Annotated in this window: 12 protein-coding genes; 7 read left to right on the top strand and 5 right to left on the bottom strand. The window is 50.8% G+C overall.

Annotated features, from left to right (window positions below; genetic code table 11):
• Positions 1-35: 35 nt before the first annotated feature.
• The gene (locus LLG46_02875) at positions 36-1,559 is read right to left on the bottom strand and encodes a hypothetical protein (GenBank protein MCE5322241.1); all 1,524 of its coding nucleotides are present in this window, start codon (positions 1,557-1,559) and stop codon (positions 36-38) included.
• A 134-nt stretch (positions 1,560-1,693) separates the two neighbouring features.
• Between LLG46_02875 and LLG46_02870 the strand changes: the two genes are divergently transcribed.
• The 4 genes from LLG46_02870 to LLG46_02855 all read left to right on the top strand — a co-directional run bounded on the left by LLG46_02870 (position 1,694) and on the right by LLG46_02855 (position 6,201).
• On the top strand, positions 1,694-2,056 hold the full coding sequence (locus LLG46_02870) for a hypothetical protein (protein MCE5322240.1): 363 nt from the start codon (positions 1,694-1,696) through the stop codon (positions 2,054-2,056).
• Complete coding sequence (locus tag LLG46_02865) at positions 2,056-2,586, top strand: ImmA/IrrE family metallo-endopeptidase (protein MCE5322239.1); 531 nt, start codon at positions 2,056-2,058, stop codon at positions 2,584-2,586. The genes LLG46_02870 and LLG46_02865 overlap by 1 nt, the downstream gene beginning before the upstream one ends.
• An 80-nt stretch (positions 2,587-2,666) precedes the next feature.
• Complete coding sequence (locus tag LLG46_02860) at positions 2,667-4,754, top strand: type IIA DNA topoisomerase subunit B (protein MCE5322238.1); 2,088 nt, start codon at positions 2,667-2,669, stop codon at positions 4,752-4,754.
• Positions 4,755-4,935: 181 nt separating this feature from the next.
• On the top strand, positions 4,936-6,201 hold the full coding sequence (locus tag LLG46_02855) for an MFS transporter (protein ID MCE5322237.1): 1,266 nt from the start codon (positions 4,936-4,938) through the stop codon (positions 6,199-6,201).
• Between the two features lie 194 nt (positions 6,202-6,395).
• On the opposite strand, the gene LLG46_02850 is transcribed toward LLG46_02855, so the two are convergent.
• Positions 6,396-7,427, bottom strand: a complete 1,032-nt coding sequence (locus LLG46_02850) for a formylglycine-generating enzyme family protein (protein MCE5322236.1) — start codon at positions 7,425-7,427, stop codon at positions 6,396-6,398.
• Positions 7,428-7,978: 551 nt separating this feature from the next.
• Between LLG46_02850 and LLG46_02845 the strand changes: the two genes are divergently transcribed.
• The 3 genes from LLG46_02845 (at position 7,979) to LLG46_02835 (ending at position 9,973) form a co-directional block, all read left to right on the top strand.
• Complete coding sequence (locus LLG46_02845; protein MCE5322235.1) at positions 7,979-8,956, top strand: RluA family pseudouridine synthase; 978 nt, start codon at positions 7,979-7,981, stop codon at positions 8,954-8,956.
• Positions 8,953-9,171 (top strand): DUF951 domain-containing protein, encoded by a 219-nt coding sequence (locus LLG46_02840; GenBank protein MCE5322234.1) that lies wholly within the window; start codon positions 8,953-8,955, stop codon positions 9,169-9,171. Before LLG46_02845 ends, LLG46_02840 begins: the two co-directional genes overlap by 4 nt.
• A gap of 82 nt (positions 9,172-9,253) precedes the next feature.
• Positions 9,254-9,973 (top strand): DUF72 domain-containing protein, encoded by a 720-nt coding sequence (locus LLG46_02835; GenBank protein ID MCE5322233.1) that lies wholly within the window; start codon positions 9,254-9,256, stop codon positions 9,971-9,973.
• 112 nt (positions 9,974-10,085) lie between these two features.
• Here LLG46_02835 and LLG46_02830 read toward each other — a convergent pair whose 3' ends face one another.
• The 3 genes from LLG46_02830 to LLG46_02820 all read right to left on the bottom strand — a co-directional run bounded on the left by LLG46_02830 (position 10,086) and on the right by LLG46_02820 (position 15,030).
• The gene (locus tag LLG46_02830; protein MCE5322232.1) at positions 10,086-12,017 is read right to left on the bottom strand and encodes a hypothetical protein; all 1,932 of its coding nucleotides are present in this window, start codon (positions 12,015-12,017) and stop codon (positions 10,086-10,088) included.
• Positions 12,018-12,146: 129 nt separating this feature from the next.
• A complete protein-coding gene (locus LLG46_02825) occupies positions 12,147-12,602 on the bottom strand; it encodes an NUDIX domain-containing protein (GenBank protein ID MCE5322231.1) in 456 nt (151 codons plus the stop codon).
• A 1-nt stretch (position 12,603) separates the two neighbouring features.
• Complete coding sequence (locus tag LLG46_02820; protein ID MCE5322230.1) at positions 12,604-15,030, bottom strand: glycosyl transferase family 36; 2,427 nt, start codon at positions 15,028-15,030, stop codon at positions 12,604-12,606.
• Positions 15,031-15,045 lie beyond the last annotated feature (15 nt).

The following is a 15,045-nucleotide window of genomic DNA, read 5'->3' as shown; positions in this document are numbered from 1 at the left end:
TGAGCCGGAAATTCATGACGGCCGAACTCGGTTGTTTACTTAAGCGCTTCCCCGACCCTGCCGTCCGCATAAATATTGAGCTTCCACCCGTAGCCCGAATCCAGCGTCGCGATAATCGTGTCGGCTGGCGGCAAGTTTGCAATGTTGTATTTGTCATCCGGCTTGAAGTATGTCACAGCCATCTTGTCAGTGCCGGGCAGCAATAGAGAGGTCTTGTCACGCAGATAGTATCCAATTCTTTTGATGAAATCATCCTGGGAAGGGTAATATTCTGAGCTCATGATGCTGACTTCAATGGCGTCAGATATCTGATGCGCATTTTCCAGCAGAAGAGTCCTGGTCTCTTCGTCAGTCAATGGAACACCCGCAGCCGTTTTTTCTCTCGGCGTGGCTTTTCGGTATTCAAGATCGGTAACAAACGCTTTGCCTTCGCTGACATATGCAATTTTGAGGCCGTTATCGCTCCACACATCGTTTCCATGTCTGTCTGCAGTGGCCACACACATCCGGTTTTGTTTTTCGCCTTCGGGATACACAAGCCAGCAATAGCAGAGCTTTGTTTTCGCACCGTTAGGTTCGATTTGTATGTCCTGCTGCGTCCAATATCTCACAAACCTGGTTTTCGGTATAGCCCAGGCATGATAATATTTCAATCCCTTAATTGTGCACAGAGTCTTGCCCGTTGAAATTTCTTTTATTGCTGTTCCGTCATCAGTAGATATCAGGTCGAATGGAATGTTATGCAGCAATTCATAGCTATATTCGGCGGACTCTGCGTCCGTTTGAGTGGATGCTTGTCCATCCAGAGAGATATTGTGAAATACATACTTGCCGTCACCGGTGCTTTCACAACAAATTACTCCTTCGCTGTCGCTAGTCCACTTATCAATTGTCAGCGTGCGGCTCCTGATGGTGAAAAGCGTTTGAGCCTGTTTGCTGTAAAGATCATACACAATGAGGGTGTTATCGCATTCACCGGTATCTTTGTCCCTGTTGCCGCGAGATACCAGTGCTACCTTGCTCGAATCCGGGCTCCATTTGCTGGGGAAGTAGTAGTAATCTTTTGGAAGGTAATATGATCCGGTCATGGATCCCATCGTGTCGAAGATCAGCAGGCTTTCTCTACGCCGGTATGGTTTGCCATTGTCATCTTTTCCTTCCATTTTCAGCCCGGCATTAAGAGTGAAATACTTGCTGTTGGGCGACCAATAGACATATGAAGGCAGCTTCCATTGATATATATCGGGATAATCGTTGTCCGGCAGACTTCCTTCCATCAGCATGATCGACTTCTCATTGGAGAGTTTGACCAGATACATCCGCGCGATCCTGCTGTTGCTGTCTATATTCGGCTGAATAGTTAAATACACAACATATTTTCCGTCTGGAGATATTGTGATGCTCTGGACATCCCCATCATCACGAAAAGTAAGCTGACGGGTCTCAACAACTTCAAGGACCTTGTCACCTACCATCATTTTGTGTATGCCGAAACTGTCCGCACTGGTGCCCGTCGAAACAAATATCAGCACAATGATACCAACAATCCTCAATTTCATGAGCCTGCCTCCCGCAATTGTATGTCTTCATGATAGATGACGCCGCAATTCACATTTTTGTTCTTGCATTTTCTTTTCTTGACATGCAATAGCATTCATGTTATAACTACTATTAGTGAACGGAGGCGATTGCCATGAGCAGAATTTCGAGCGAATTCGGTGAGATGGTCAAGTCTTTTTTGCAAAGGAACGCTCTGACGTTTCGCGCTGCGGCATTCAAGTCGAGCATCAGCGCCGCCTATTGGAAGGACATGTCCGACGGCAGGGTGCCCTCGGAGGAAGTCATTGCCAAGATCGCGGCATGCTTTGACGACCTGGATGAAAATGACCTGCGCACTGCAGCCGGTTATGCCGCCGACCCATCCAAGATGGATGCGGTCAAGGCAGTTGAGTTTGCGTTGAGAGGTCAGCAGAACATTCCAGAAGCTGGAAAGAAGCAGATAATCGACTTCGTCAGGCAGATGGAAGAGCGCTACGGAACAAAAGGCGGCAAATAGTGTCCAGGCTCCATTTTCAGGATGAAGCGGAGCTTTACGCATATAAAGCGTGGAAGACGCTGGGGCTTGAGCCTCCTGTCGATCTGGATTTAGTGGCGTCCAGACTGGGAATAGACGTGCATGAGCGCGACTTCGTAGCTGAGATCGACGGCGTATATCTGCGTCTACCGGGTGCTCCACCTGTGATTGCAATAAATAACTCGTATACCATATCTCCTGCGCGCCGCCGGTTCACACTTGCGCATGAGATCGGCCATCACCTGCTGGGCAGCCGCGTTTCAGCAGACAGCAGGCTGTTTTTCCTCGACACCAGCAAGACCAGACGCACAATAATGGAACGCGCATGCGACAGGTTCGCGGCTCTGCTGCTGATGCCCGAGGACATGATACGGCGTCACTATGATGAACTCGTGCACAATCCGTCCTGCAGGCTGAGCATAATGGCCGAGCGGTTCGGGGTCTCGACATGGGCTATGAGACTCCGCCTAAAGGAGCTTGGATTAGCTGTAAAATCACGCTGCCGAGCTTGACCGCGAGCTTGCCGAAGTGCTATAATTTTGTTGGCTAAAAGAGCAATTATACCCCCACTCATAGGAGCAAATATAACCACATGGCAGATGACATTAACGAGAGAGAAGACCTCGAAGAAACGGGCAAAAAGCGCCGGAAATGCGAGCCTAAGTATGATGCCGATAACCTTCAAATTCTGAAAGGTTTAGAGGCCGTTCGTATGCGTCCGGCTATGTACATTGGTGACACCGGTTCACGCGGGCTTCACCATCTCTTTACCGAAGTCGTCGACAACAGTATTGACGAGCACCTTGCCGGCTACTGTACGCATATCGAAGTGATCCTGCGTACGGACAATTCGGTGACTGTCGTAGACAATGGCCGAGGAATACCGACCGATATCCACAGTGAAGTGGGGGTCTCCGGTGTCGAAGTCGCCATGACCATGCTCCACGCGGGCGGCAAGTTCGGCGGTGGCGGATATAAAGTCTCAGGCGGTCTGCATGGTGTCGGAGTTTCAGCTGTGAATGCTCTTTCCGAGTGGTGCGAGGTAAGAGTCTGCAGAAACCAGACGTGCTACCACCAGCGTTATGAGCGCGGTGTGCCGTGCGAGCCTCTGAAGGAGATAGGCGCTGCAGAGACCACCGGCACGACAACCACATATATGGCCGACTCTGAGATATTCGGTGAGATTATTTATCACCCGGACGTGTTTGTAAGCCGTCTCAGGGAGCTTGCATACCTTAACAAGGGTCTGACGATCACGTTTACCAACGAGCAGGCCGAGAGTGATGAGACCAGGACCAAGGTCTTTCACTATGAAAACGGTATTGCCGAGTTTGTCGAGCATCTCAACCGCAACAAAAACCCTCTGCACAAGGTGGTCTATTTTGCAGGTGAGCGCGAGGATGCGTCAGTTGAAGTCGCGCTTCAGTATAATGAGTCTTTCCAGGAAAACATCCTGACATTCGCAAACAACATTCACACCCAGGAGGGTGGCACGCACCTTTCAGGATTCAAGACGGCTCTTACCAGGGTCCTGAACAACTACGCTCGTAAGAATAACCTTCTCAAGGAAAAAGACCCCAACCTGACGGGTGACGATGTGCGCGAGGGTCTTGCGGCAGTTATTTCAGTCAAGATACTTCGACCTCAATTTGAGGGTCAGACCAAGACCAAACTGGGCAACAGTGAGGTCGATGGTGTAGTCAATTCGATAGTCGGCGAGAAGCTGAGTGAGTTTCTTGAAGAGAACCCGACGGGTGCGCGCAGGGTCATAGACAAGGCTCTCACGGCGCATCGTGCAAGAGAGGCTGCGCGCAGAGCAGCAGATATGGTCAAGCGCCAGTCTGCGATGGAAAATGCCTCTCTGCCTGGTAAACTGGCCGACTGCATTGAGCGCGACCCGTCCAAGTGTGAGTTATTCATTGTTGAGGGACAGAGTGCAGGCGGCAATGCCAAGGCCGGTAGAAACAGACACAATCAGGCGATTTTGCCCTTGCGCGGAAAGATTCTGAATGTCGAGAAGGCGCGCATGGACAGAGCTCTTGAAAATGAAGAGATCAAGTCTCTTGTAGCGGCTTTGGGAACTGGAATTACTCACTCCGCAATGGATAACGAAGATGATCAGCTCGATCTTGATGTGGTCGAGGCCGTCAGCGAAAACGGTAATGGTAATGGCAACGGAAACGGTAAGAAAAACGGCAACGGCGCCACATTCGACAAGTCCAAGCTGCGCTATGATAAGATCATAATCATGACTGATGCGGATGTCGACGGCAGCCATATCTGCACTCTGCTGCTCACATTCTTCTTCAGATACATGAAGCCTATTGTGGATGATGGTCACATATACATCGCTCAGCCGCCATTTTATAGGATAAAGGCAGGCAAGGACAAGATTTATTACGCAAAGAATGATGCCGAGCGCGATGAAATACTCCGCTCTCTTTCCAACAAGAAAGATGCAATAGTCACCAGGTTCAAGGGTCTTGGTGAGATGGATGCTGAAGACTTGGCAGATACCACCATGAGCGTCGATTCGCGAAGGCTTGCACAGGTCACAGTCGATGATGCGATTGAGGCCGATGAAATGTTCACAATCCTTCTTGGCGACCAGGTGGAGCCACGCAAGGCATTCATAGAGGCTCATGCGAAGGAAGTCACGAATGTTGACTGGCATGCGTAAGATAATCTTGAATTCTGAATTTTGAGTTGGGCCGGGAGAAGACCCCGGCCTTTTACTTTATGAGCATTTGATGGTGCTCTGATCTGGTGCGATATCTGATCGCACTCGAAACACGAACTCTACGATTTCGGATTGCGATAACCGAATTCCGACGACTCATAATACGCTGATGCCTGACAAGTTGCAGACACAAGATACTTTTGACAGGCCTGCAGTAGGCAAGCCCTGGCACGGCCCGCAGGGTCTGCGCGCGTTCAGACATCGCAACTTCATGCTCTATTGGATCGGCCAGGTAATATCTTTCAGCGGGACATGGGTGCAGTCGGTCGCACAAGGCTGGCTGGTGTTGAAGCTCACGGGTTCCGCGCTGGATTTGGGTATAGTCGGCGCAGCCGGCACGCTCCCGTCACTTATATTGGGCCTGCCCGCCGGGGTCATAGCGGACAGGTTCGACAGGCGTAAGGTTGTTATCGTTACTCAGACCCTGGCGATGGTTCAGGCTTTTGTTCTGGCGGCTCTGACATATATGGGGCTGATCCGAGTCTGGCATATAATGGTCCTCGCGGTCTTCATCGGCGCCATAAACGCGCTTGATACACCGATTAGGCAGTCCATGATCGTCGATATGGTTGATGGCGACAAGAACGACGTTCTCAGTGCGGTCTCGTTGAGTTCGACCGCATTCAACGGCGCAAGAGTAATTGGACCCGCACTTGCCGGTGTTGTATTGGCTGCTGTGGGGATAGCCAATTGCTTCTTTATAAATGCCGTCAGTTATGTTGCTGCACTTATTGCGCTGTTGATGATGACCAGCTACGGGTTTAGGAGCGGTGCTCAGTCTGGTCCCATGTGCACTCAGATTCGGGAAGGCATGTCGCATGCATATCACTCCAACCTGCTACGCGATTTGCTGATTATGACGGGCATATCCGGCCTTTTCGGCGGTCAGATGAGCACAGTGATGCCTGTTGTTGCCGACAAGGTGTATCATATGGGACCCAAGGGTCTGGGCATGCTTATGGCAGCGATGGGAGCGGGTGCACTGATGGGAGCAGTGGGCACTACGGCTCTCGGCCACCAGTTCAGGCAGCGAACGCTGGTCCTCTTTGGAGGGATACTATCAGCGCTCAGCCTGTTGGCATTTGGCCGCAGCGGCAGTTATCATGTTGCTCTGCTGTTTCTTGTGATGACTGGCCTGGGTTCCATGCTGTTTATGTCCGTCTCCAACAGCATAATTCAGGAAGCTGCTCCCAATGAACTGCGTGGCAGAGTCATCAGCCTGCGAATATTCGTGCTCTCGGGCCTTTCGCCTATAGGAGCGTTGTTGATCGGATTTCTTGCCGAGCACCTTGGTGTTCAAAATGCCGTGACCATTGCAGGCGCGGCAAGCCTAATCTGCGCCCTATACTACACAGTCCATTCCAAAGCAATCCGCTCATTCAGGTAAATAAAGCTTCACACATTCTCATTCCGGGCGAAGCCTAAGTTGAGGTTGTGCGTAAAATGCAAAGCCCGCCTCAGCTTAGCCCGCATTATTCACGAAAAACGTGAATAATGCTCTCAGAGACCCGGATTATGCGGTAAGCGCATAATCCGGGTTAGCTTCGGCGGGCAATAGAGTGAATACCGCAGCGCATAGAGCTACGCCTTACGCCGTTTCAACCCGATGAGTCCCGTCAAACCGCCAAGCAGAGGGATAATTGACGACGGTTCAGGAACAGCTTGAGAAACACGGAATCCGACGTTTGCGTCCTCCCACGTCGAGTCATAGAGGTCGCGGAACGACGGTTGCAGGGTGGAGGAGTTGTTATAGAACGAACCACCGCGCAGGCTGCGAAAAACAAATTGCAGACTCTGATATGCAATGCCTTCGTTTACTTCCTGCACATTGCCACCTTGGTCGAATGTGCCGTATGCGCTCTCAGAGTTTTCGAACTCTCCAACCTCAGTCAAATAGTATGGATTGCCAATAGTGTAACCGTTCTGGTAGAAGTTAGCGTTGTTGCCCGGATCGGTCGGATTTACTAGTTGATTGGATGGGGTGGCATCACTCTGAGTCGGATACAGCCAGTAACCTGCATCTGTCCCTCCGCCCTTGTAGTATGCGGCCTTATACCACTCATCCTCGCTGGTTATTGCCCATTTCCAGTTTGTGTTTCGCTGAATATTGCGGCCATCCACGCTATTGTATCCGTTCAGAGTATATGTTCCATCCTCGGTAGTGGTGGCGTCTTGTGCTCCCGCTTTCTGGCCATTTGAGAGCCAGTTCGCGAACCGACAGGAATCCCAATAGCTCACGTAATTCACGGGACGGTTTGCCCAGTCAGCCGCCACGCGGTATTGGTATGGGTCAGCTACCGTCCCGCTGCCGGCATGTCGTTCGATCTTACAGCCGTAGCTATTCGACCACATGCTTGTATTGTACAGTCCGAATGTGTCCACACCAGCCACGGCATTCAGGAACGCCGTATATTGCCCTGCTGTCACTTCATACTTGCCAATGTTGTAGGTGTAGGATACTGATCCCTGACCGTTTGGGTTTCCACTGTGATCAGCAGTGTCTGCTCCATTTCCCGGATCGCCAACTGTGACGGTGTCGATGGTGACAGCCTGTGCACTAATGCCCAGACCCAGCAACACAAGCACTGCCGGTATCGCAGTGAGTTTCTTCATTATTTCCCCTCCAGTATGTGTTGTGTGTTTGTTGTTGCGGTATCTGCTGTCCACTTATAGAACAAGTCATGTACAATCAATGTGAATTATTTCCTTACAGCCATTATATATTCAACCATGCAGATTTGTCAATGATTGTTTGCTTAAATATGTGTGAGGTATTGTGTTATGGCTGAAGCAATTATTATTATTACAGAACTTAATACAGAACCTAAAGCGGAAAACAATGGACGCCAGACTTTCCACTTAAGCATAATTACCTGATTTTGCTCAAAGCAGAGGAATAGCTGTTGTGGATGGGTAAATAGTAAGTGTCCGACCAGTTGTGTGGTGGTTGGGAACAGGCTGCTCCTCGCGGGTCGATAACAATCTGCGAAGCCAGCAAACGATGGAGGATCCGAATGGTCCTTCTCCAACACGGGCCTGTATATGCAGGCCGGAACGGACGACGAGCCAGGTAACGGGAAGTTCGGGGCAACTGCGATTCCTGTGATCTTGGCTCTTAATCTTGTACGCAGGTTTTCCGGGAGCATCTGTCGAACTAATGACTCGTGGAAAAGCATGATTTTACAGTAGAAGAGAGCAACAATCCCCGCCTGGACGTCTATCTTGCCGAGCGTATCGAGGGCGTATCCAGGTCCTACATTCAGAAGCTCATCAACGACGGCAATGTGCTCGTTAATGGCTCAACCCACCGCGCAAATTATAAGGTGATGCCCGGCGACAGTATCAGTGTGAATATTCCTCCTGCGGAGCCTATGCAGGTAGCGGCCGAGGATATCCCGCTGGACATCGTATATGAAGATGACCAGATAATGGTCATAAACAAGCCCAGGGGCATGACCGTCCACCCGGCTCCCGGCAGCAAACATGGGACCCTGGTCAACGCGATACTTGCCCACAGCGATGATCTTTCGGGCATCGGCGGCGTAGAGAGGCCGGGAATAGTCCACCGTCTGGACAAAGACACCACCGGCCTGCTGGTTGTGGCAAAGACGGATTCTGCTCACCAGTCACTCCAGCACCAGATCCAAAAACGCACAGTCGAGCGCAGGTATATGGCACTGGTGTGGGGCGAGACCAAGTTCAATGACGCAGTGGTCGATGCTCCTATAGGCCGCCACCCAACTGACCGCCAGAAGATGTCGGTTATAAAAGACACCAATCGTTACACAGCACGCGAGGCGATCACTCATCTCAAGGTTATCGGGCGTTATAAGGGTTTTACGCTGCTTGAGGCCAAGCTGGATACAGGAAGGACCCATCAGATCAGGGTTCACTGCTCATTCATTGGCCATCCGGTGGTCGGCGACCCGACATATGGCGGATCAAAGCGCGCGATACCCTCATCATACGGCAAACTCGAACAGAGCGAGTTGTCGAAGTTGATCGAAGCGCTGCATGGCCAGGCTTTGCACGCATATTCACTGTCGTTCGATCACCCGTCAAGCGGCAAGAGGCTCTCATTCGGGGCTCCGATTCCTGGTGAGATGCAGTCGCTTGTAGATTGGCTTGGGAAAGCAAAATGAACGTTGGGGATATAGCCACTATGCGTAAGCCTCATGCCTGCGGTTCATATGAGTGGGAGATTGTGAGAGTCGGGGCTGATATCGGAATAAAATGCCTCAAATGCGGGCATAGGGTCATGTTGGAGCGCGCATATTTCAATAAGCGGGTAAAAAGCATAAAGCTGCCGGATAGTTCCAATCACAAAAACACGAAAGGTCCGGAACAAGAGATTTAGTTTTCGTGTTTTCGTGATAAAAATCGTTGATCCCAGATCGTTCTGGGGATTCTTACCCTGGACGAAAGTTGGCGAAGTGATAATGTCTCGACTATACTGTGGAACCAGCGGCTGGAATTACAGTGACTGGCGAGGTAGGTTCTACCCCGATGACCTGCCGCAGAGCAGGTGGTTGGAGTATTATTCAAGCGTGTTCGATACTGTCGAGATAAATAATTCGTTTTACAGACTCCCCGAGATATCTACCTTTGAGAAATGGCGGGTTCAGACACGCGACGGCTTTACATTCGCCGTAAAGGCCAGCCGATATCTGACACATATAAAGCGCCTCAAGGAGCCGGAAGAGCCTCTCGAGAGGCTCCTGACGCATTCCGCGGGTCTTGGCGATAAGCGGGGACCGATCCTCTATCAGTTTCCACCCAACTGGCACTTAGACCTGGATCGACTGGAGAATTTTCTGCAAATCTTGCCCAAAGACGTCCGCCATGTCTTCGAGTTCAGGGATGAGTCATGGCACAACGATCTGCTGTGGTCTATGCTGGCAAATTATCATGTTGCGTATTGCATAATGGACGCCCCAGGTCTGCCGCAGCATATGAAGACTACATGTGACTTTACATATATCCGCATGCATTCGGGCGGCGAGGCGACACACGGCAAATACACTCAGGGTCATCTGAACTCCTGCGCCCGCTACATAGAGAATTTCCTCAAGAATGGTGACGTGTATATCTACTTCAACAACGACTACATGGGCTATGCGGTAGAGAACGCTCTATCGATCAAGAAAATTCTGAGCTAAGGTTCGGACGCATATCCATGTGTTTATCCTATGTTCGGGTGCGATATCCGATCGCACCCGAAACAGAATTTAACGATTCCAGGATTCGGTAACTCCAGAATGCATCTGGGTTTTATCCTGAGGCAAGCACACTTTCGTCTACGTTCCGCAGTATCCCCGGCATCACGAATCCGGCGATGTCGTGTTCATTATAGTAGCGCGAGCCTACCCAGTCAGCATAGCTTCCCATCCCGTCTATGGATTCGATGCCGCCGATCCGTTTGTCCAGAGCGGACGCAATCCGGGCATAGATGTCATATCGACCATGTGTATAGATGCGAATGTCATCAGCCTGCAGATTCGGCCAGATACCGATTACATCCAGTGCTCTGAGGATGTCGTATATACGTATAGCCGCCAGACTGTCACCAAGCCGTATAAGTTCAGTGGTGAGCTTGTGAATGGTAGCGAATGTTGCCTGCAGTAGTCGTGTGTTCAACGCATCAGACTTGATCGCACCCATTCCGGTGACATTCAACACCAGGACGGCTCTGCCTTGAGCACATGTTTTGCGAATCCAGTCTATATGCCAGCGCAGGTTGTTGGAGCCCTCGTCCCATAGAGCTATGGTAACCGGCAGACTCTCATCCGCATGGGCAAAATCTCTGAAACACAGCCCGAAACCTATGATATCCGGCTGCGACCACCAGAAACAGCCCTTCACCTCAAGCTCTGAGATGTGTTCTGTGAAATAGAATCTGGGGTTGAGGTCGCACTTCTGCCGGCAGTCGATTACCTTGTCTTTGAGCCATGCCAATGCGTGTTCTTTGTTGAGATTATTGGATTCTGATTTCAGTCGAGCCAGTCGATCTTGGTTTTCATCATACACGAAGCGCGCGTCCGTTATTTCGCCTCTCACCTGTCCCGACTTGGTGCACCAGATCTGGTTCGGTTCAAGAATATTAATATCGTAGTCCTCAGGAGTGCAATCCCGGCCAAGCAGGTGATGTGCAAAGAACCTTGCAGCGGCATTTGCCAACGGTCTGGTATACATATGTACCGAATCGTCCTCGACAAGTGACAGGCAGTCTGCCTTGCCGTACATCTCCCAGAACCGTTTGCACCTGGTCACTGTGCGGCGGGTGCCTTCTATAGGGTTGAAATCATAGGTCACTGCCTGGACCTGCACCGGCCTGGGAGCCATCATCATCACAACGTCCTCATGATCGAACCCGAGAGCAGTCAGCCCCGGCCATATCTGCTCCTGGTCCTGTCCCAATCCGGCGTGCATATACGTCCTGCGGTTTGTGATATATGTTGTGGGAGCAGCCGCTGCTATGCGCTGATCGCAGATCATCATAAGGCCTGTCTGTGTACCTCCGCCGGAGCAGCCCGTGACTCCGATATGCGCCGCATCGACTTCAGGGCGGGTCAGTAGATAATCTATTCCACGCATGGCGTCGTGGATGAAGTATCTTGCGATACAATCTCCCAGGCCGAGGCACTGCCAACCCACATAATCATGCTCAGTGGTCCCGCATCCCACGGTGCAGCGGCGAAGCGATTGCTCATAATAGCCGAACCGCTCACCCTGTCCTACCGGGTCCTGCGACATTACAATCAACCCGGCCTTGACCAGGCATTGGCACACCGTTTGATATGGAGGAAATTGTTTGGCTTGTGGTGAGTGACCGCTCAGAAACAGGACTGTTCCTCTCGGAGAAGTGATGCCGTTCGGTATGTACAGATTTGCAGTGACAAATGCTCCCGGACGTGATTCAAAGATCACTTTTTCTATAGTGAACCCGTCGCAGTCGACTTTGCCGACAATGCGTGCATTGAGCGGCGTATCACTCGGAGGAAGCCCGCCCAGGTTTTCAATAAGCCTTGCGCGAAATTCAGTGCGCCTGGCGTCGAGCTGCTGGATATTTTCAATTGCATCCCTGGCTGCGTCTCCCATGGCAAGGGCTGCTTCTTCACGACAATAGACGTGTGTTCTAAGCTGCGAACTGACGTTATAATTCCAATTTTGTGGAGTGACTTGTTCCATATCCAGTATATACATATTGTTCTCCAGAACACTTTTTGTTCAGGTGCCGGTAAGCTTTATTGCAAATTGTGTTATCACTGTGTTATGGCAGGACAGCACTCTCACCATCATTCAAGTTAACCATGCTTGCCGTACATCCCTGCTTCAGTTGACATCCCCAATATATGTTGTGCAGTCGAATTTTCTATCTATCAGAAAAGGTCTGAGTGCCATAGGATATAGTCTATAGCTTTCCAACTCGTCGAGATCGAGCCACTCAATGCCAATCTGATCTTTGTCAGGCAAATCACCAAACTCCTGTTTGCTGCCATCGGCAAGCTCACAACTAAACATCAGCTCGACCTGGTGGACTTCCGATTCATATTCTGCGAATTCGTGATTAGCGCTTATGTAGTCTCTTACGAAAATGAGATCATGAACAACCACATCCGCCCCAACTTCCTCACGAGACTCACGACGAACGGCATCAGGCAGGGTTTCTCCGGGTTCCTGTCCTCCACCCGGCAGGAGATAAAAAAATCTCCAGTCGTCTTTGCATTTTATACATAAAATTTTGTCGTCTTTTACTATAACTGCTTTAGCCGAATTCCTAAGATACATCCTAGCCCATCACACACACGACCTTCGCCATGCGCCCTTTCTCAATCTGCGGCAAAACCTGCCCATCTATTATTTGGCCGTCCATCTCCAGCCTTTCTACACCCTTCTGCACATGCTTGGGGTTCTTGACCTCTATATCATATGTCGCGCCTCTGAATTTTCGCGTCACTTTGAACCCGTCCCATTTGTCGGGGATGCATGGGTCTATAATCAGGCCGTCATATGTCGGTCGGACGCCGAGGATATAGTCCAGCGCGTCTCTGAACATCCACACTCCCGAGCCTGTAAGCCATGAGTGGCTGGCCTGCCCGAAAGTGGGGTGATCGTTGCTGGTGACGTACTCTGCATAAACATAAGGCTCCATCTTATACACATCAGGATCATGCGCCTGGACCATTGGCAAAGTTTTTCTGTAATAGTCATACGCTCTATTACCGTTGCCGAGGACCAGGTTTCCCAGGATTGCCCATGCGGCGACATGGTTAAAGATTGAGCCGTTTTCTTTCTTGCCGGGAACACATCTTGTAGCCAAACCTATACCTCCATCAAGCTGTGTATAACTTGGGGATAAAATCTTTGGCCCCCTCAAAGTTATACACAGTTGGTCAGCGGAGTCCAGCGCCAGTTTTCCTCTTGTTTGGTCCGCAACACCGGAAATCACAGCCCAACTCTGGGCATTCGTGAATATTTTGCCCTCGGTGTTTTTGCTCGATCCGATGACATCTCCATCATCACGAATTCCGCGGATATACCAACTGCCATCCCAGCATTTTTCATTGATCGCGTTTTTGACAAGGTCATATTCCCTGCGGAATCTTGCTGCAGTATCTGATATATAGTTAGTGCCGGGGCAGGTGATCTTTTGCAGGATATTGTCGAGCATCTCGGCAGTCTCTCGCAATATATAGCACAGGAAGTGCGCCACCCATACGCTTTCACCCTTGCCTTTTCGTCCCACATAGTCCAGCGTATCGTTCCAGTCACCCGGTCCGAACTTGGGCAGGTGGTCTTCGGTGAGTTGACTCAACACAAAGTCGCATGCGCGGATCACATGGTCGAGCACGTCAGCCTCACCGCCATCCTGGAAAGGCACGACGTTTGTCAAAAAGTCGAAGTCTTCAGTCTCTTTCAAGTAGTTGATTACAGCCAGCGGTATCCAGAGCGGAGTATCCGAGTGACCGGTCCTCTCGCCATGGCCGGTTAGTTTGAAGTAGTTATGCAAGGTGCTGCCGTTTTGGAACTGATGCGTCAGCACTTCCAGGAGCCTGTCGGCAACAGCATTCGGGTCGCTGATGATAGGACCCATCATATCCTGACACTGGTCGCGCATCCCGACTCCATACAGCAGCCCACCGTGATAGTAACCCGCGTTCCGGTTGCAGTTGAAAGTGACCCACGACTGGCGTTTGCCCCATATGTTTATCATACGGTTCATATCCGCATCCGGTGTCTGGGCGATTGCCGACGATAAATATTTCTCCCAGTACGCCTTCACTTTTGCAAGCGCGGCATGTGCCGCCTCAGGTGAGCGGTATTTTGCCATCAGTGGAATCGATCTCTCTCGATATCCCTCAGCCCCCACACATCCCATCAGCACCACGAACTCGACTTCCTGACCGGGCTCCAGCAGAATCTCGCCCTGCAGGGCGGCACATGCATCACCAGCGGTGATATTTGTGTCGGATAGCAGGCCGTTCTCGACTCCAACAGGGTCCTGCTCGCTTCTCCATGGTCCGATGAATGCGTCTTTTGAGCCGTCCCAGCTTTCCACATTCAAGTCACTGGTAAAAAACACGTAGCGGTCCCACGCCTCATTTGGCTGCTCGACAGAGACTCCTTTGTGCGTCACCCAATAGTTTTTTGTGGCGTATATTGCGTTGTCTTCGCGGTTGAAGTTTACGATATTAAAGTGCTGATCGTTGGGCTGGTTTATGAGATCGACCAGCGCATGACCCAAACAAAGCTCAACGTATGATGTCACAGCCAGGCGCTTGGGATCGATATCCTCATTCTTTACCTTCACCAGCCATATTTCTAGGTCATCATCCAGGGGCACGGAGTATGTGACCTCACTTCGCACATTGCGATACAGCATCTTGATAGTCTCATATCCCATGCCGACCCGGCACTCATATTCATCGGGCTTATGAGCGGTCGGCTGCCACGACAGGCTCCAGTAATTGTCTTCCATGTCTTTGAGGTATATATATCTGCCGGGACGGTCCCATGGCAGACAGTTGTATCTAAACCGTGTGATCCGGCTGTCTCTTGGGTCCAGCCAATAGCTGAATCCTCCGCCCGTGTTGGATATCAGGCCGAAATAGCGTCCGTTGCCCATATAGTTGACCCATGGCGCTGGTGTGTCGGGTCGGGTTATAACGAATTCTCTCTCTTTGTCCAGAAAGTATCCATATTTATCAAGAGCCATATGTGCCTCCAATTG

It is taken from the genome of bacterium, from assembly GCA_021371935.1.
Classification (GTDB): Bacteria; Armatimonadota; UBA5829; order UBA5829; family UBA5829; genus UBA5829.
The sequence above is the reverse complement of the archived record's forward strand: the minus strand, read 5'-3'. Positions and strand labels throughout refer to the sequence as shown.

Coding starts and splice junctions, on each gene's coding strand:
- LLG46_02875 (MCE5322241.1), bottom strand. CDS start 1,559: ATGAAATTGAGGATTGTTGGTATCATTGTGCTGATATTTGTTTCGACG.
- LLG46_02820 (MCE5322230.1), bottom strand. CDS start 15,030: ATGGCTCTTGATAAATATGGATACTTTCTGGACAAAGAGAGAGAATTC.
- LLG46_02840 (MCE5322234.1), top strand. CDS start 8,953: ATGAACGTTGGGGATATAGCCACTATGCGTAAGCCTCATGCCTGCGGT.
- LLG46_02850 (MCE5322236.1), bottom strand. CDS start 7,427: ATGAAGAAACTCACTGCGATACCGGCAGTGCTTGTGTTGCTGGGTCTG.
- LLG46_02835 (MCE5322233.1), top strand. CDS start 9,254: ATGTCTCGACTATACTGTGGAACCAGCGGCTGGAATTACAGTGACTGG.
- LLG46_02870 (MCE5322240.1), top strand. CDS start 1,694: ATGAGCAGAATTTCGAGCGAATTCGGTGAGATGGTCAAGTCTTTTTTG.
- LLG46_02825 (MCE5322231.1), bottom strand. CDS start 12,602: ATGTATCTTAGGAATTCGGCTAAAGCAGTTATAGTAAAAGACGACAAA.
- LLG46_02860 (MCE5322238.1), top strand. CDS start 2,667: ATGGCAGATGACATTAACGAGAGAGAAGACCTCGAAGAAACGGGCAAA.
- LLG46_02830 (MCE5322232.1), bottom strand. CDS start 12,017: ATGTATATACTGGATATGGAACAAGTCACTCCACAAAATTGGAATTAT.